This window comes from Pyramidobacter sp. C12-8 (assembly GCF_002007215.1).
Classification (GTDB): Bacteria; Synergistota; Synergistia; order Synergistales; family Dethiosulfovibrionaceae; genus Pyramidobacter.
Map to the genome: position 1 here is coordinate 16,701 of NZ_MUHX01000032.1, position 16,634 is coordinate 33,334.

General features: G+C 57.1%; 15 protein-coding genes and 1 CRISPR repeat array. Of the genes, 12 read left to right on the forward strand and 3 right to left on the reverse strand.

Going from position 1 to position 16,634, the window contains the following annotated elements:
- Positions 1–83: 83 nt before the first annotated feature.
- The 3 genes from B0D78_RS10625 to B0D78_RS10635 form a co-directional block, all read right to left on the reverse strand.
- Positions 84–776: an L-2-amino-thiazoline-4-carboxylic acid hydrolase gene (locus tag B0D78_RS10625; RefSeq protein WP_078016948.1), complete on the reverse strand. Its 693-nt coding sequence runs from the start codon at positions 774–776 to the stop codon at positions 84–86.
- A gap of 123 nt (positions 777–899) precedes the next feature.
- Positions 900–1,328: a hypothetical protein gene (locus B0D78_RS10630; protein ID WP_078016935.1), complete on the reverse strand. Its 429-nt coding sequence runs from the start codon at positions 1,326–1,328 to the stop codon at positions 900–902.
- Between the two features lie 150 nt (positions 1,329–1,478).
- Positions 1,479–1,823: a DUF2023 family protein gene (locus tag B0D78_RS10635; RefSeq protein WP_078016936.1), complete on the reverse strand. Its 345-nt coding sequence runs from the start codon at positions 1,821–1,823 to the stop codon at positions 1,479–1,481.
- 311 nt (positions 1,824–2,134) lie between these two features.
- On the opposite strand from B0D78_RS10635, the gene B0D78_RS10640 reads away from it, so the two are divergent.
- From B0D78_RS10640 to cas2e, 12 genes are all read left to right on the forward strand, one after another.
- Positions 2,135–2,629, forward strand: a complete 495-nt coding sequence (locus B0D78_RS10640) for a flavodoxin (RefSeq protein WP_078016937.1) — start codon at positions 2,135–2,137, stop codon at positions 2,627–2,629.
- A 210-nt stretch (positions 2,630–2,839) separates the two neighbouring features.
- Entirely contained in the window at positions 2,840–3,208 is a 369-nt protein-coding gene (locus B0D78_RS10645) for a metal-dependent transcriptional regulator (RefSeq protein WP_078016938.1), read from the forward strand.
- Positions 3,209–3,587: 379 nt separating this feature from the next.
- Positions 3,588–4,724 carry a hypothetical protein gene (locus tag B0D78_RS10650; RefSeq protein ID WP_078016939.1) on the forward strand — a complete coding sequence of 379 codons (1,137 nt, stop codon included), beginning with the start codon at positions 3,588–3,590 and terminating at the stop codon, positions 4,722–4,724.
- Between the two features lie 104 nt (positions 4,725–4,828).
- Positions 4,829–5,695 carry an OB-fold protein gene (locus B0D78_RS10655; RefSeq protein WP_078016940.1) on the forward strand — a complete coding sequence of 289 codons (867 nt, stop codon included), beginning with the start codon at positions 4,829–4,831 and terminating at the stop codon, positions 5,693–5,695.
- A gap of 177 nt (positions 5,696–5,872) precedes the next feature.
- Positions 5,873–8,605: a CRISPR-associated helicase/endonuclease Cas3 gene (locus tag B0D78_RS10660; RefSeq protein ID WP_078016941.1), complete on the forward strand. Its 2,733-nt coding sequence runs from the start codon at positions 5,873–5,875 to the stop codon at positions 8,603–8,605.
- A gap of 296 nt (positions 8,606–8,901) precedes the next feature.
- Positions 8,902–10,512 (forward strand): type I-E CRISPR-associated protein Cse1/CasA, encoded by a 1,611-nt coding sequence (locus B0D78_RS10665; RefSeq protein WP_078016942.1) that lies wholly within the window; start codon positions 8,902–8,904, stop codon positions 10,510–10,512.
- On the forward strand, positions 10,513–11,148 hold the full coding sequence (gene casB / locus B0D78_RS10670) for a type I-E CRISPR-associated protein Cse2/CasB (RefSeq protein ID WP_078016943.1): 636 nt from the start codon (positions 10,513–10,515) through the stop codon (positions 11,146–11,148).
- The gene (gene cas7e / locus B0D78_RS10675; protein WP_078016944.1) at positions 11,145–12,371 is read left to right on the forward strand and encodes a type I-E CRISPR-associated protein Cas7/Cse4/CasC; all 1,227 of its coding nucleotides are present in this window, start codon (positions 11,145–11,147) and stop codon (positions 12,369–12,371) included. The genes casB and cas7e overlap by 4 nt, the downstream gene beginning before the upstream one ends.
- A gap of 1 nt (position 12,372) precedes the next feature.
- Positions 12,373–13,182, forward strand: coding sequence for a type I-E CRISPR-associated protein Cas5/CasD (gene cas5e / locus B0D78_RS10680; RefSeq protein WP_078016945.1), 810 nt, complete (start codon positions 12,373–12,375; stop codon positions 13,180–13,182).
- Positions 13,172–13,936 (forward strand): type I-E CRISPR-associated protein Cas6/Cse3/CasE, encoded by a 765-nt coding sequence (locus tag B0D78_RS10685; protein ID WP_168170106.1) that lies wholly within the window; start codon positions 13,172–13,174, stop codon positions 13,934–13,936. Before cas5e ends, B0D78_RS10685 begins: the two co-directional genes overlap by 11 nt.
- Before the next feature lies 1 nt (position 13,937).
- Complete coding sequence (cas1e, locus tag B0D78_RS10690; RefSeq protein ID WP_078016946.1) at positions 13,938–14,813, forward strand: type I-E CRISPR-associated endonuclease Cas1e; 876 nt, start codon at positions 13,938–13,940, stop codon at positions 14,811–14,813.
- A 3-nt stretch (positions 14,814–14,816) separates the two neighbouring features.
- Positions 14,817–15,188 (forward strand): type I-E CRISPR-associated endoribonuclease Cas2e, encoded by a 372-nt coding sequence (gene cas2e, locus B0D78_RS10695; RefSeq protein WP_078016947.1) that lies wholly within the window; start codon positions 14,817–14,819, stop codon positions 15,186–15,188.
- Positions 15,189–15,325: 137 nt separating this feature from the next.
- Positions 15,326–16,512: a CRISPR direct-repeat array (repeat unit 28 nt; unit sequence CAAAACCCCGCACATGCGGGGATGAACC).
- The last annotated feature ends 122 nt before the right edge of the window (positions 16,513–16,634 follow it).

Sequence of the window (16,634 nt, forward strand, 5' to 3'; positions counted from 1 at the left end):
AGCCTTCGCGTCCGTTGTTATTCGATTTTGTTTTTGCGGCCGCGGCAGCCCGTTTTTTTACGGCGTGCACGCTTGCTCTTTGCTCAGTCGCAGACGTTGAAGTTTGTGTTCTTCCACGCGCGCAAGGCGTCCGCCATTTCCTTTCCGTAGTCTTTCGCGAAATCTTCGAGGATTTTTGCGTTTATCGTCTCGCCTTCGTTTTTGAAGATCGCGGCGGTCACTTCGTTGTACGCCCAATAAGAATGCGCGCAGTGAAATTCGAAATCTCTCATGTTTTCGGGAGATTTCGCCAGCCGCTTCCCTGCGTAATCGGCGTCTTTCAGATAATGCTCGCAATGATCGCCCGTCTGCAAAGTTTCCGGCACCCTGTATTCGAGACAAGGATTGAATCCGTTTACGATCGCAACGTCCAGATGCTTGCAATATTCGGCGCCGGCGGTCTTGTCGAGCCCCATCTCCTTAAACTGCTGGTTCCACGGACAGCGCGAAATGAATATGACTGCGTCCGGGCCGAGCTGTTTCATTTCAGCTTTGACGTCACTGCCTTCGTCGATCATTTCCTGGCTGCTCGCCCACTCGCCGTAGCAAGCGTAGGTCGCAAAATCGAGTTCTTTCCCGTCCCGTATCGCGCGCTGCGCCATGCGCCGGCCGCGCTGCCCGGCGTAATACTGTGTGGCGTGGACGAAAGCCTTCCGCCCTCTTTCCCCGAAAGTCTGCGTGAGATACGCATAGTACTTCGCCGCGATATAAGCGTGGACTTTCTCGTTGAACGCCATATATCCTCCCCCCATTGTCAGGCGATTTTTTTCATCGGGAGCCAGCATGATAGACAACGCGTCCGCGTCCGGGCTTCCTGCCTTGGTTCATCTCCGGCGAGCAAGACGCTTGCCTACCGGAAATTATTTCCCCGCGTCGCGGATCGCGCAGAGCCGCGCGTAGTCGATATCGCTTGGTATCGTGCAATCGGCGCCGATGATCAGACCTTCCCTGCCCGCATCCTTGATGATGTCCTTTGTGTATTGTGTCAATTCCTCAATCGTTCCTTTGTCGATCAAGACCCCTTTGTTGTTGTCGAACCCTCCGCACACGCAGGCCGCGAAAATTTCCTTTCCTTGTTTCATCGTGATGTTGTCCGTATGTGTCGCCCAGTTATACGCCTTACAGGGATACTTCGCATAGAAGCACACATTGTTGTGGTAATGCTCGTACCCGCAGATATGGAGCATGTTGTACTTCCAAAGCTGGTTGATATGGTTCAGGATCGCAAGGTCGCTGGGGACGATCCATTTGTCGTGGAAAGCTTCATCCGCTTCGGGATGCTGCAACATCTGAACGCTGTAGTAGACGCCGTCGATCCCCGTATTTGCCTTGAGTTCGTCGAGAAGCCTCTGAATGTCCTCTTCCTAATCAAGAATTAGTATAACATCGAGGAGAGATTTTCTCTTTGTGCAACGCCGTATTTATCGTTCTATTCGGCGTCAATCGGCCGCGCAGCTTTCGGCGGCCCCTCGGGGGCTGAGGGAGATGAAGCGCCGGCATTCTTCGAGACGTCCGTAGCCGAGCATGATGCCGAGGATGAAATCTTCTTCTTTCGTGAAGTCGCAGAGGTTGTTTTTGCCGATGATCTCGAGCACGCGAATGCAGTCCGAGCTGCCGAAAAAAACGTTGACGTGGCCGTTTTTCAGGTAGGCCAGACGATAGGCGATGCCTTGCGCCTGAAGGGTGCGCTCGATCTCCGGCACGTCGCCGAGAGGCGCCGTATGGAGGATCAGATTTCTCAGTCCTTTTTTGAACTCGTAGATATGGTGGCGAAAAACTTCCATACGCCGTCGCTCCTTTCTCCCACAAACTGCCGCGGCACGCTTTTGATTAGTTAAAGCTAATTCAGTCACGAAAATTCTAAAGCAACTTGGATGCGATGTCAACGGGATTTGGCGGAGTTAATTTCAGCGGGAGGAAAATGATGAATCGTTTTTTTCGAGCGGCCGAAACCTCGAAAATACTCTCTAAAATGTTGTTGTAACTGGCCTTGAAGAATTTTTAAAATAGCCTCTTGACAGAATGAAATTTCCGGCTAAAATAGTTAGCGTAATCTAACACAGTACGAAAGTTTCTCATGCAGGAGGTTATAGAAATGTCCACAGCAGTTGTTTACGGCAGCACGACGGGTATGACGGAAGAAGCCGCGTCGAAGATCGCGTCGATCCTTCAGGCTGATTGTCTGAACGTTGCGGAAGTTTCTCCCGAGCAGCTGGCGGGGTACGACGCGCTGATCCTCGGTTCCTCCACATGGGGCGCCGGCGACCTTCAGGACGACTGGGACGCGTTCCTCCCCAAGCTGGAGGGCATGGATCTGAAGGGCAAGAAGGTCGCCGTGTTCGGCACGGGCGATCACGAAGGTTTCGCCGACACGTTCGGTCTCGCTCTCGTCAAGCTGCGCGAAGCGGCCGCGGGAGCCGGCGCGACCCTGATCGGCGAAGCTCCGGTGGAAGGCTACGACAGCATCGACTCCGAGATCGTCACGGACGGAAAGTTCGTCGGCCTGGCGCTGGATTCGCAGAATCAGCCCGAACTGACCGACGCGCGCATCGAAGCGTGGTGCGGCGTTCTCAAGAGCGCGCTCGTCTAGCGGTAAGATTCCTTTCCGGCGGCGCTGGAAGTTTTCCCTGAAGGCAGAAAGAGCGGTTTCTTTTCCCAAAATCTGTTTTTACCTCTAACTGCAAATTTTTCAGGTGCCGCAAGGTTTTTGTATGTTCTTTCGCGGTGATGGTACTTGCAAAACTCGCCCTTTAATGGCATCATATAAGTTAGCTTATAAGAATGAAAGCGAGGGGTAGACATGCAAATACATCAGTCTGCGGAGGATTATCTGGAAAAGATCTTGATGCTCCACGAACGGCTGGGTTATGCCCGCTCGGTGGACATCGCTACGGAGCTGAACGTGACGAAACCGAGCGTAAGCGTCGCGATGAAACGCCTGCGTGAGAACAATTACATTCTCATGGACAAGGACGGTCTGATCACTCTGACCCCCGCGGGCAGGGAGATCGCCGATCGGATCTATGACCGTCACAAAGTGCTTTCGGCCTTTTTCAGGGAACTTGGAGTGGACAGCAAAGTCGCGGCGGAAGACGCCTGTAAAGTGGAACACGTCATTTCCGACGAAAGCTTTGCGGCGGTGTGCCGTTTCGTTCATAAGTCGCTCTGAGCCTATTCTTTTCATTGGATGTTCGCCGCCTCCCCCCGGCGGCTTATGTCACGGATTTCCCTTTTCTCTTGCCTGCTCGGCAGCGGGCGCGACGGGCCGCCACCCCCCTTAAAAAATTGGCTGTCCATGCAAAGCTTTCGTGCGTTTTCGCATCTCCCCCCAGATGCGCTGGAACGCCGTGGCATGCCGGCAGAAATGCAGTACAGCACTTCCAACACACAAACACCCCATAAGAATGCCGCCGGCCTGCCCCCCAGGCCGGCGGCATTCTTATGTCTGCCGAGGATCGTCGCGGATGCGAAAGAGGCGGGGCTTCCAATTTCAACGTCCATGTTTTAAAATAACCTTAATTCAGTATAGAATGAAAGGAAGATTCTCTATGAAAAAACTGTTGTTAGCGTTTCTTTTCTGCGCGTTCTGCGCCAGCGGCGTTTCGGCGAAAGTGCTCGACGAACCGGTCTTGCTTGTCACGGCGAAAAGCGGCACCGAGTTTTTTCTTGATGAATACGACTACAACGAGTCCAACTCCCGCATGACCGTCGTCATCAACGGGCATTACAGCGACGCCGAAAAGCTGAAGACGATTGAATGGCTGACGAAAAAGAAGGGCGTGCCGTTCGTCAAAGCCCGCAAGCTGAGCAACAACGTGTTCTGCTTCCGCTTCGACGAAAACGGCGACAAGTTCCAGCGCGTGTACGACCGCTATTTCGACGAAGACGGCGAACTGGTCGCCGACGTGCCCGTCAACAAAAAGAAATGGGAACCTGTCAAGCCTCAGCTCACTTCCGGGAAAGCCTACTCCGTCGCGCTGGAATTTCTGGAAGCCGGCACCGAACCCGACCCAGACGCGCCGCCGGAGAATCCCGCCGTCGGTGACTCCAACAAGGGAACCGCCGGCGACGATCAACCTTTGGACTGGGCGAAGAGTTCCTACGTCGCCGTCGCGGCCGCCATCAAAAAGGGCGCCGACGTCAACGCCTTTATCCCCTACACTGACTCCGAAGGCAACGAGCTGGAAGGATACGCCGTCGCCGTCGTGGCTCTGCGCACCGACAAGGACGCGGCGCGCATCCTCGGGCTGATGCTCGATTCCGGCGCCGATCTCGAGAACGAGCCTCGAGCGCTGGCCAACTACATCCGCGCGCAGGGCAGCAAGCTCGACATGGCCGTAGTGGACCGCATGGCCAGGTTGAAAGCGCAGCTCAATCTGGCCCTGCTGGCCTGTTCCGTCAAACCCTATCCCGGCGACGCTCTAGCGCGGAAGCTGATCGAAGCGGGCGCAAGCGTGAACGACATCGCCGATCAGAACAGCTCCATGCTGCTCGAAGCGCTGAACGCCAAGGCCGACCCGCGCCTGATCAAACTGCTGGTCGCCAACGGCGCCGACATCGAGCTCGAAGGCGAGATCTGGGAAGGCGACATGGAAAACGGCGAGACCGTCCGCGGCACGCCGCTGGATATCGCCAAACGCCGCGGCTACGGCCAGGATATCCTCGACCTGCTCGCGGGCAGATGAAAGACATTTGGAGCTCCGGTTTCGACCGGGGCTCTTTTTGTCCCTTAGTTCGCGTCATGCTATAATTGACCACGTCACAAATCCATTTGAAAGGACCGTGAGCTATGAAGAAACTGATCTTTACGCTTCTGTTCATTATGAGCTGCACCGCGGCTTTCGCCGCCGTGCCCGCCGAGCCGGTTTTGCTCGATACGACCCGCACGGGAAATAATTTCTACCTCAACGAATACTCCAAAGACGCCGAAAGCGGCATGATCTCCGTCGTGATCCGCTGCGTCCTCTCGGAGAGCGAGATCCAGCGGCTCTCCGCGCTGATGGTGAAGCAGGATATTCCCGCCGACCAGGCAGCCGGCGTGAAGTACAACGACTTCTGCCTGCGCTATTCCAACGATGGCGCCCGATACCAGCGCCGCTACGACCGCTACGCCGACGTCAACGGCGCTATCATCCGCCGCCTGCGCGTCAATCCCGACGATTGGTTCGATACGACCAACCCCGCGGCGCTGCTGCCTGCAAAAGCGCTGGCCGAAGCCAGCCGCTTGCTGGATCAACCGGATCCGTTGCCCAAGTCCGCGCTCGAACTGACGCCCGTCGAACCGGCGGACGCCAATTCGCCGCAGTCTTCCTCGCCCAAGAAAGCCGAGAAAGTCGACGCGATGATAGAAGCCTACCGTGCCAACGTGGCCCGCTTCGAGGCCCAGTACGAAAACGCGCTTACGCAAGTGCAGGGACGCATGGGCGACATGGGCGTGTCCGGCGACCTGTACACCGTGCTCCTGCAGTCCGAGAAAGAGGGCGGCGAATCGATCCTCTGCTACTTCGACGCGGACGATCGCGGCGACCTGGCCAAATGCAGCAAAGGCGACCTGCTGATCATCGAGGGCGCCTACCGCCGCACCAAAGTCCGCAACGCCGTCTTCGCGCTGGACCGCTGCAGCGTGATCAAAAACATCACGGCCGGCGGGAAGTGAGTTTTTCTCTTGCTAAAAATAAAGCCCAGGGAGAGATACAGTCCTCTTCCCTGGGCTTCATTGTTCGCCGGCGTCGTTGCCGAGCTCCTTGTCTTTTCTATGCGGTTGTCTCTTCTAAAAATAAGATTTATAATTTAAAGCGTATTTGAATTCCTGCCTATTGAGGAGCCGATCTCTATGAGCCAGAATGAACTGAGTAAAGTTTGGGGCAAGTTTGACGTAGAAAGCGGTAAAAAGCAGCCTCTGATCGCCCACTTGACTGACGTTGCCGCGGTATTCGAGCAGATCATGAACGGCCCCCTTTTCCAGCGTCACTTCCAGCGTGTCCTCGGGCAGCCGCTGTCGGAGACGCTGCGTGAACGTCTCTGCGTTCTGGCGCTTTGGCACGATTACGGGAAAATATCGCCGAAATTTCAGCTGAAATATCGCGAAAAAATCGAAAAACTGAAAAAGAAGACTTCGATCAACCATATCGACACGGCGTTCAATCTCTCTTCGATCCGCTACAAGGGAAAGATCTGGAATGAGCTGCTGAACGCGATGCATTTCTGGGAAAACGAGGAACAGAAAAAGATCCTGCACGATTACCTCACGTGGGTGCTCCTCGCCCATCACGGAGCGGTCCCCACGCAGAAACGCTGCGACATGGCCCAGGACAACTCGTCGAAGAAATGCTGGGAGTGCAGCGTTGACTTCGACCCCCACAAAGCGCTCAGTGAGCTGGCCGATCTTTCGAAACGCTGGTATCCGGCGGCTTTTGTCGCCGGCGGAGGGCTGCCGGAGGAGCCCTGCTTCCAGCATCTTTTTGCGGGGACGCTGATGCTCGCAGACTGGATCGCTTCCGACCGCAGTCTGTTTCCCTACTGCGGAGAATGCGACGCCCGGGACGAGCGGCGTCCGGCGCCGGAAGAGGAAGATTCGCTTTCGTATTCGCGCCGTCAGGCGGAAAAAGTCCTCGCTTCTCTTGTCTGGAAGCTCGGCGACAAACGCCCCGACCGAGCGCCCGATTTTGCGGAACAATTCGGTTTCTCTCCCAACGGGATCCAGCGGGCGGTCGACAAGCTCGTCCTGCATCCCGACGGCGGCCTGTATATCCTCGAAGCGGAGACCGGCAGCGGCAAGACCGAAGCGGCGCTGCGCCTCTACACCCGCCTCCTGGCGGCCGGGTATGTGGACGGCCTGTATTTTGCCAATCCGCTCCGGTTCGCCGCCACGCAGCTTTTTGAGCGCATGGTGAAATTTTCCGCCTCGTCCTTCGGACAAGGACAGATCCCCGTGACGCTGGCCGTGCCTGGATATCTGCGGGTCAATGACCGAGAAGGGCTTCGCGTCGGGCGTTTCGAAGTGGACTGGCGGGAAGTGAACGACCGGGCCGTCGGCTGGTACGCCGAACAGCCCAAGCGCTTCCTCGCATCTCCGATCGCTTCCGGCACCATCGATCAGGCGCTGCTGGCAGGGCTGCGCGTGCCCCATGCCCACATGCGGGCGGCGGCTCTTCAGCGCTCGCTGCTGGTCGTCGACGAGGTCCACTCCAGCGACGCCTACATGAGCGCCCTGATCTGCGGACTCATCGAACTGTTTCGCCGCGTCGGCGGCCATGTGCTGCTGATGTCGGCAACGCTGGGTTCCGAGAGCGCCGAGCGCTATCTCAAGGTGTGGAACGAGAATGGGCCGCAACGGTCGAAACAGACGGAAACGAAGCGTCTATCGCTGACGGAGGCTGTGAAAGTCCCCTATCCGCTGCTGACGCCTTCTGCGGAACCGCCGTTGACGGTGCCTTCCCCGCCGCGGGGCAAACGCGTGTCCATGCAATGCGAGAGAATCCAGCAGGATCCGTGGGCCGTCGCGCAGCTGGCGGCACAGTGCGCCGCTCCCTTCGGAGAAAAAGGGCCCTGCATCCTTATCCTGCGCAACAGCGTCCGCCAGGCGCGGAGGACCTTCCGCGAACTGCGGAAGATCCTGCCGGCGGAAAAGATTTTCAGCGTCAACGATATTCCGACGCTTCATCACAGCCGTTATTCTCCCGAAGACCGACGGCTCCTTGATCGCGAAGTCGAGCGCCGTTTCGGTAAAGAGTTCGTGCCTTTGGATCAGCTGCGCGACTGCTGCGTTCTGGTGGCGACGCAGACGCTGGAGCAGTCGCTGGACGTAGATTTCGACCTGATCATCACCGATCTGTGCCCCGCTGACGTGATGCTGCAGCGGATCGGGCGTCTTTTTCGGCATCAGCGCCGGCGCCCCGTGGGCTTTGAGCGGCCGCGCTGTGTCGTTTTGCTGCCGAATACAGACTGCAACTGGCTGCTCGGCGCAGAAGCGCGCTCGTATGGCTACGGGGCCGAGCGAGCTTATGTCGATCTGCTTTCGCTGGCGGCGACCTGGCGTCTGCTCGAAGAAAACGAGGTGTGGAACCTTCCGGAGCAAAACCGATTTCTCGTGGAGCAGAGCACTCATGCAGAAGCGCTGCGGCGTCTAGCGAACGAGTTAGGCGCCGAAAAATGGCAGAACGCGCTGAACGAAGTCGAGGGGCTCAAACTGGCTCAGGGCTGGATCGCCAGGACGGCCCGGCTGAGATGGGGGGAGGCGTTCAAGGACGTCAAGATCGCCTGGGGCAAAGAGATGGAACGCATTGCAACCCGTTTGGGCGCGATGGATCTCTCCGTCGAATGCGACAAGCCGGTTGCCAGCCCGCTGAAAGGGGAAAAACTGAAAAGCTTTTCGATCCCCGCCTGGCTCCTAGGAACCGACGCTGCCGCACTGGAAATGCAGAAGAAAAAAGAAGACGGAACGTATCTGGTAGAACCACGGCCGGAGAGCGGTCTGCTGTCTTTCGCGCTTGGCAGCCGCAAGTACTTTTATGATTCCGAGGGACTGCTTTCGCAGTTCGATCTCAATGAAAGAGATAAAGAATGACGACGCCGCAGGGGACTGAAAACGCGTAAAAGTTTTCAGTCCCCTGCGGCGTCGTTGCCTCGAAACGATCCTTCGCTGCGGAAGGAGAGCGTTCAGCCAGCGCTTCGCGCGGGGATTTGTTTTTGGGCGATTAACGCACTGGGTACATCCCCGCGTGGCGAAGCTGGATCCATTATAAATGATCCCACGCGTTTTTTGTAAAAGCGAAAAAAAGCGCTTGACAAATTTTTAATTGCCATATAAACTTTGTGTTGGATAGAAAAAAATAAACAGTGCATTAATAAGGTGGTGTGAATGTGGAGAACAACCTTTTGACAGAACGATGGCTGAGCGTCGAAAACCCGCAGGGCGCCGTGCGGCGGCTTTCCTTGCCGGAACTTTTCTCCGCGCTCGAACGGAACGAGGTCGCCGCGTTCCCGGCGCTGCTGCCGCATCAGGCAGGTCCATGGCATGTGTTTCTCGTTCAGTTGGCATGTCATTGTCTTGAGACAGCGGGACAGATTGAAAACCTGCCCCCCCCCGACCCCAAAAGCTCGTGGGCGATGCTGGGGCGTCATTCTCCCGACGAATGGCGGGAGATGATCCGCGGCGTCGTGCCGGACTATTCGCGAAAATTTCCGCTCGACGAACCGTGGTGCCTTGTCACGGACGATCTGAACAAACCCGCGTTTATGCAGGTCCCCGCGCCGGACGGAGACTTTGCCGATTACAGGGGCGAGGCGCCGCTCCCCGACGATCTGGATCTGCTGATATCCGCCAAGAACTTTGACGTCAAATCCGGCGTTATGAAGCGCCCCTCCGCGGAAGAGTGGATCTTCGCGCTGATCTCGCTGCAGACGAACAGCGGTTTTTTGGGAAGAGGGAATTACGGCGTGGCTCGCCAGAACGGCGGATGGTCCATTCGCCCGATTCTGACGCTGCAGAGCAGTTCTTCGCCTGGAGCGAGATGGGGGCGGGACGCCCGCGTCATTCTGAACTGCCCCCCCGACTGGGAACTTTACGCCTTTTGCCGCAGCGAAAAAGAAACGCGGCTCTTGTGGCTGGAGCCGTGGAATGGGAAAACGTCCTCCGCGCTGCGCGACCTTCATCCGCTCTTCATCGAAATCTGCCGCCGCGTCCGCGCAGTACGTTCCGGAAATTCGGTGAGCGTGAAAAAAGCGGCTTCGGCGTGCGCCCGCGTGAACATCGAGAAAACGGGCGGCAACCTCCGCGACCCGTGGGAACCGGTCGTTTTCGACAAACAAGGCAGCCATGTTTTCGGTTCGAACCTCAACTACGCCAACCTCGCCAGGATCCTTGCCGAGGCCGAGGGAATGCAGAAACCGCTGCTGTTGCGCTATCACAAAGGAATCGACGATCCCGAGGCGACGCAGGCATGGTGCAGCGCTCTCAGGAAGGGACAGGGAAAAACGGAGGGTTACGAGGAACGGCTGATTCCGGTAAGCGTCGCCGGCGTGAGCGATAAATTTACCCTGTGGCGCGCTGCCGGCGCCATGATCACCCTGGTGAAAACGGCTAAAAACACCGTCCTGGGAGTAGCTCTGGCGCGATTCATGCAGTGCGGAAAAAGCGCCGATGGCAACGGGACGATCGACTGGAACTCGTCTGCCGTAAAAAACTGGATCCCTGTCGTCAAGAACAAAATGGAAGACAAGGTCGAGACGCTGTTTTTCCGGTACCTCTGGGATACGTGTTCCCGCATGACAGACGGCGAGATCACCGACGAGAGCTGGCTCGTTCCATGGAAAACGTGCCTGCGGCGGCTGGTTCGAAAATACTATGAAATCGGCGTCTCGTCGCTGCCCGGCAGCGTCAGTCAATCCGTAAAAGCTCGGGCGCTCAGCGAGCTTACGTTAGGCCGTCTGCTCGCGATTTACCTGAAAATCGCTGAAGAGGAGGAAGGATAAATGCCCGCGGAGAAAAACGCGCTTCATGTGATGTCGCGGTACGAGAAATTCTTTGAAAGAACCGGCGAGCTCCTTATGCGCATGGCGCCGACAGCCGAGGAAGAACAGAAGAAAGGTTACACGCTGACTCGAGGCGAGCGAGCCGAACTTCGCCGCATGAACCCGACGAAGAACGACATCCGTCCCCCCGTCTTCTGGAGGCTGCTCTGCGAGTACGGGATCCTCGGCGATGCGGAAAACTCCCTGAGCGAAGGCGCGGAGAAAGCCTGGGCCGCTGTCCTTCAGGGCATGGCCATGACGGCGCAAAATTGCCGCGGCGCGCAAGACGACTTCGGCGCAGCCCTGGGCAGCCTGGAAGACGCCGGCGACGCGCTGGCACGGCGATTCGACCTGCTGATGCGGACGGACGGCGACCGTTTTTTCGACCTGCTCCGTCACCAGCTGAAACTGGCGTGTTCGAAGGATTGTGCCTTTTCGTGGACGGCTCTGGCGTGCCTCTGCGTAGCACCGGAAGAAAACGAACGCTCGAAAGTGCGTTCGGCATTGACCAAATCCTTTTACCTTGCGCTGTGGAAGTCTCAAAACACCGCCGGAGAAAACGGCGAATCGATCGTGAAGGAGAATGAATCAGAATGACAATGCTGCCCCGCTTCATCCAGATCTCGACGCTGACGACCTACCCCGCTTCGCTGCTGAACCGCGACGATTCCGGCCTTTCCAAGAGGATCCCCTTTGGCGGCGTCAGCCGGACCCGAGTGAGTTCTCAGTGCCTGAAACGTCACTGGCGCATGGCCGACGGGCTGTGGAGCCTGCAGAACGTGGACAAGGATATCGCCACATCGATCCGTTCCCGCAGGATTTTCCCCGAGAAAATCGAGAAACCGTTGATCGAAAAGGAAGGCCTTGACGCAGAAAGAGTCGTCGCCGCGTCTCAGGCGCTGCAGAGCGAGCTTTACGGCGAGAAGGGAACCGCAGCGGCCGCCAAAAACAAAAAAACTGCCAAAGACGATGCCGACGCCCTGAATCCGAGCATCGATGCCCAGTTGAGCCCGGAACGGAGCGAGCTGGTCGTGCTGGGACACCCGGAGATCCAGTTTTTGTCCAAGATCGTTCGTGAAATGGCCTCCGCCGACGGCAGTGCCGCGGATGTCAGCAAAAAAACGGGCGAGTGGTTCAAAAAACACAAAAAAGATTTTCAGGCGTTGAAATGCGGCGCCGGCCTTGACGCCGCCATGTTCGGACGCTTTATTTCCGGCGATACCGACGCCCGCGTTTCCGCGGCCGTTCATGTGGCGCATGCCTTTACCGTCCACGCCGAGGAGTCCGAGACGGATTATTTCACGGCCGTCGACGACCTGAACAATTCCGGTTCCGCCCACATCAACGCGGCCGAACTGACCAGCGGGATCTTTTACAATTATGTCGTCGTCGACGTTCCTCAGCTGGTTTCGAATATCGAAGGCTGTCCGTCCAAACAATGGCAGACAGCACCGCGGGATGTGGCGGGACGCCTGGTCAAACATCTGCTGCATTTGATCGCCACCGTAACGCCCGGCGCCAAGCTGGGGGCGACCGCGCCCTATGCCCGTCCCTGGTTTGTCATGGCCGAAGCCGGCGAGAGCCAGCCCCGCACGCTGGCCGACGCTTTTTATCTGCCGGTTCCGCTCCGCGGCGACATGCGCGCTCAGGCGCTGCGTCAGCTGGAGGACTACGTCGGGAAGAGCGATGAAATGTACGGAAGCGACGAGCGGCGCTGGATCGCTTCCATGTACGACGTCAGCATCCCGCGGGGCGAGAACTCTTCTCTCGATCAAATGGGCGAGAGCCTGGAGCGCGCGGTCGTCTCTCTGGAGCTTTAAAATGGACGCGCTGATCCTGCGCCTGCGGGGTCCGCTGATGGCTTTCGGCGACGTCGCCGTCGACGAGATCAGGCCGACGGATCTCCTGCCCGGCCTGTCGGAGATGACGGGCTTGATCGCCAATGCCCTGGGGTGGACTTTTCAGGATGTCGAAAAACTCCAGCGCCTTCAGGAGCGTCTGCGTCTTGCCTCGCGCGAAGATCGGGCAGGTGCTCCTTTGCGGGATTACCAGACGGCGCGTCTGAGCAGTGAAGACGCGCTCTGGCGTACGGACGGCATCGTGGCCGAACGCGGCGGCGGTTCCAAAGGAGAATTTACGGTCCAGCGCTACCGTCATTACCGGGCCGACGCCGCCGTCACCGCTTTGATCGCCCTCGAGCCCGCGGACGAAGCCCCTGCGCTGGAAGAGATTCGCGACGCCCTGCGTCATCCGGCCCGTCCCCTGTTCATCGGGCGCATTGGCTGTCCGCCCTCACAGCCGCTCTGTTTCGAACCGGAAGGGCGCGAAATCATCCATACCGACAGTTTAAAAGAGGCTATCATGCATATTCCGCCGCGCCCGCCTCTTGGCGCGCGGACAAAAAGGGAGCCTGCCTCTTGGAACAAGGCGCTCGTCGAATGGCCGCTCACGCCTGCCGAAGCCCTCAGTGTACACGGAGACGACAGCGTTCACGTGATCGAACGCTGCGACTGCCGGAATTGGGTTGCCAACACTCACGGCGGACGGCGCTATGTGTGGCGCGACACGACAGCGCAACACTCGGCGATGCCCGTTGACAGCGGAAAGGAGGGGACTCCCGTTGAGCCTTAATATGATCTGCCTCGATCTGAATCTGCGGGCACTTTCGATTTGGGGACATCAGCGTCGTCTGGGCGATGATCCCGGTTACCTAGTGCATGCGGCGACTCGCAAGATTTTTGGAGAACTGGGACCGCAGCCCTTCTTCGTTCAGAGCGAACGGTCGCAGGTGCTCGGCTATACGTCGGCCGACGAAACTTTTCTGCTCCGGAGTCTTGAAAATTTCCGCTCCGATGAAGGTCCCGATTCGTTGCTGTCCACGGTCTTCAATCTGCCGGAAATTTGTTCCCGCGTCATGCCTGAACAGTGGAGCAAAGGCAGCCGCTATCATTTCAGCGTCTATTGCCGTCCTACTATAAGGCGCGGCAAAGTGGAGAGCGACGTGTGGCTGATGAAAAATTACTTTGCCTGTGAAGAAGCCAGGAAAAATGGCACATTTGACGGAACGATCCATGAGTTTCGCCAACTCCACAAAGGCGAGATCGAGGAAACGTACCGTCAGTGGCTCCAACGCCGCTTCGCTCCCGCGGCGGAACTACGGAATGTCGTCATCGCCGGCAGCCGCAGTTCCTATCTGACCACGCGGAGCGCGAAGGACCACCGCGGCGCGCCGACTCATTCCGAACGGCGCAGCTATCCCGAGACAACATTTGTCGGCGAACTCTGCGTGACCGAGCCGCAGGCCTTTGAACGCCTTGTCCGTCACGGCGTAGGGCGCCACTGTGCTTTTGGCTTCGGTATGCTGCTTTTGAAGGCAGTTCAATAACATGGCATTCGTAAGATTGGGACTGGAAAGCGCCAACGTTCCTCACGCGGATCGTTACGGACTGCTCTGGCTTGAGCGGGGCAACCTGTTCGTCGAGAAAGGAACGCTTCGCTTTCTTTCAGCCGGCAGCGTCAATCTCGAAGCCGGGGCCTATGACATCCCCTATCAAACCCTGTCAATGCTTCTGCTCGGACCGGGGACGACCGTCAGCCATGACGTATTTCGTCTCGCCGGCAGCCACGGCGTGGGACTTGTCGCCGTAGGACAGGGCGGCGTGCGCATGTACACCGCCCCTCCGCTCAGTCCCGACCGCAGCACACTCGCCCGCCGGCAAGTCACACTCTGGTCGTCGCCGAAAGAACGGCTAAGAACCGTTCTTAAAATGTACGAACTGCGCTTTGGCGAACAGTTGCCCACCACAAACGTGGAAGAGTTGCGGGGCATTGAAGGGGTACGAGTGCGTTCCAGCTACAAACTGCTGGCGCAAAGATACGGCATTCCCTGGCAGCAGCGGAAATTCGACCGCGCTCATCCCGAAAAGAACGACGACATAAACAACGCCGTCAACCATGCGGCGACCGCAGTTTATGCGGCTGCAAGCATTGCCGTCGCCGCGACGGCAACGATCCCGCAGCTTGGTTTTATTCATGAAGCGGCTTATGACGCGTTTGGTCTTGACATCGCCGATATTTTTCGTATGAAGATCACCATTCCCATCGCTTTTCAAGGGCTGAGACGCAATCTGGAAGAACCGCAAACGGGTATCGAACGGCACGTAAGAAAAATGGCAGGTTCCGTTTTTGCCAGGGAACACTTCATCCATCAGATGATCGAAACGATCAAGACGCTCTTGGCTGACGAAGACGAGGAATCTTAAGACATGCCGATGACCGTTGTGATAACTAACAATGTCCCCATGAAGTATCGGGGATTCCTCGCCTCTTGCATGCTAGAGCTGGCTCCGGGCGTCTACAGTCATCCTAAGATGTCCGCCGGAATTCGCCAGCGGATGTGGAGTGTTATGGAAAAGTGGTACAATGAACAAGAGATCGGAAACAGTTCTATTATGCTGATTTGGAGTGATTCCTCCCGATCTGGCGGACAAGGAGTAGAATGTCTTGGAATACCAGTTCGGACTGTTCTCGACTGCGACGGGATCCTGCTGAGTCGCCTCGGCGATCAAGAAACGGAGCAGCAGAAACAACAGCTTCGAAAGATCGTGGATAAAAAATATGAATATTCTGATAAATAGGCGATGCGTCTTTTATGAATAACTCATAGAAATCAATCATATCTATTCTCCTTAACACTTTATATATCAATTAAATGCTGATAAATTACGTTTTAGGAAGATATTAAGACTTGTCCTAATAATGTACAACAGGAAGACAAAACCCCGCACATGCGGGGATGAACCTAAAGCAGAAATAGATGTTTATCTGGAACTCTCCAAAACCCCGCACATGCGGGGATGAACCCCTAATATTTTGCTTTTTGCCCTCACCTTCGTTCAAAACCCCGCACATGCGGGGATGAACCTTTCCACTTTGATTTTTCCGCTGTAATCCAAATCAAAACCCCGCACATGCGGGGATGAACCCCCGACGCATTGCAAGAACCGATTTATTGCTCTCAAAACCCCGCACATGCGGGGATGAACCCTGGCGCGGCGACTTGTCGGTGGCGTGGCACGCCAAAACCCCGCACATGCGGGGATGAACCTGAAGCCCGATCGTGCCGCCGTCGTTCAAACCGCAAAACCCCGCACATGCGGGGATGAACCTACGGACAAGGCAAAGCTCGACGGCGTGGCTGCCAAAACCCCGCACATGCGGGGATGAACCCGTCAAAGACGGCGTCATCGACTACGCGAGCGCCAAAACCCCGCACATGCGGGGATGAACCGATAAGTCAAGCATGTTTAATCCAAATCGGATACAAAACCCCGCACATGCGGGGATGAACCGCCGCGCCACGTGCGCGCCGTCAACGAGGCGTTCAAAACCCCGCACATGCGGGGATGAACCCAGTTCCAGCTGGCCGGTGACTTCGCCGCCGCCCAAAACCCCGCACATGCGGGGATGAACCTTTATATTTGCACGTCTCGAACATCGGCAAAAACAAAACCCCGCACATGCGGGGATGAACCTTATGTACAACGGCATCAGGCGCGCGGGATATACAAAACCCCGCACATGCGGGGATGAACCTCAAAAAAGGCTTGTCTCACAGAGCCGCTTTAGCAAAACCCCGCACATGCGGGGATGAACCGTCGCCGAGGAATGGCTTGAGCGCTACTGCCGGCAAAACCCCGCACATGCGGGGATGAACCTCTTCAACATCAGCGATTCAACGCTGAACACCGCAAAACCCCGCACATGCGGGGATGAACCTTCTTCGCGCTTCTTGACGGGCTTCGTCAATGACAAAACCCCGCACATGCGGGGATGAACCTATAGGAGAGGGGACGGGGCATGTTGAGCATATCAAAACCCCGCACATGCGGGGATGAACCTCTGTTGGATTGACGCGCGAACAGCTTGCGGAACAAAACCCCGCACATGCGGGGATGAACCTCGCTGTCGGCGAGCCCGTTCCAGCGATGCCCGCAAAACCCCGCACATGCGATGAAAGGCAAAATTTAATCATAACCACCGGCCGTGCCGGTGGTTTGCACAAGCCCCCTTGGGGCATCTTC

Bases quoted from the DNA above. Each gene is read 5' to 3' on its own strand.
- B0D78_RS10625 (WP_078016948.1), bottom strand. From the start codon at position 776: ATGGCGTTCAACGAGAAAGTCCACGCTTATATCGCGGCGAAGTACTAT.
- B0D78_RS10630 (WP_078016935.1), bottom strand. From the start codon at position 1,328: ATGTTGCAGCATCCCGAAGCGGATGAAGCTTTCCACGACAAATGGATC.
- B0D78_RS10635 (WP_078016936.1), bottom strand. From the start codon at position 1,823: ATGGAAGTTTTTCGCCACCATATCTACGAGTTCAAAAAAGGACTGAGA.
- B0D78_RS10640 (WP_078016937.1), top strand. From the start codon at position 2,135: ATGTCCACAGCAGTTGTTTACGGCAGCACGACGGGTATGACGGAAGAA.
- B0D78_RS10645 (WP_078016938.1), top strand. From the start codon at position 2,840: ATGCAAATACATCAGTCTGCGGAGGATTATCTGGAAAAGATCTTGATG.
- B0D78_RS10650 (WP_078016939.1), top strand. From the start codon at position 3,588: ATGAAAAAACTGTTGTTAGCGTTTCTTTTCTGCGCGTTCTGCGCCAGC.
- B0D78_RS10655 (WP_078016940.1), top strand. From the start codon at position 4,829: ATGAAGAAACTGATCTTTACGCTTCTGTTCATTATGAGCTGCACCGCG.
- B0D78_RS10660 (WP_078016941.1), top strand. From the start codon at position 5,873: ATGAGCCAGAATGAACTGAGTAAAGTTTGGGGCAAGTTTGACGTAGAA.
- casB (WP_078016943.1), top strand. From the start codon at position 10,513: ATGCCCGCGGAGAAAAACGCGCTTCATGTGATGTCGCGGTACGAGAAA.
- cas7e (WP_078016944.1), top strand. From the start codon at position 11,145: ATGACAATGCTGCCCCGCTTCATCCAGATCTCGACGCTGACGACCTAC.
- cas5e (WP_078016945.1), top strand. From the start codon at position 12,373: ATGGACGCGCTGATCCTGCGCCTGCGGGGTCCGCTGATGGCTTTCGGC.
- cas1e (WP_078016946.1), top strand. From the start codon at position 13,938: ATGGCATTCGTAAGATTGGGACTGGAAAGCGCCAACGTTCCTCACGCG.
- cas2e (WP_078016947.1), top strand. From the start codon at position 14,817: ATGCCGATGACCGTTGTGATAACTAACAATGTCCCCATGAAGTATCGG.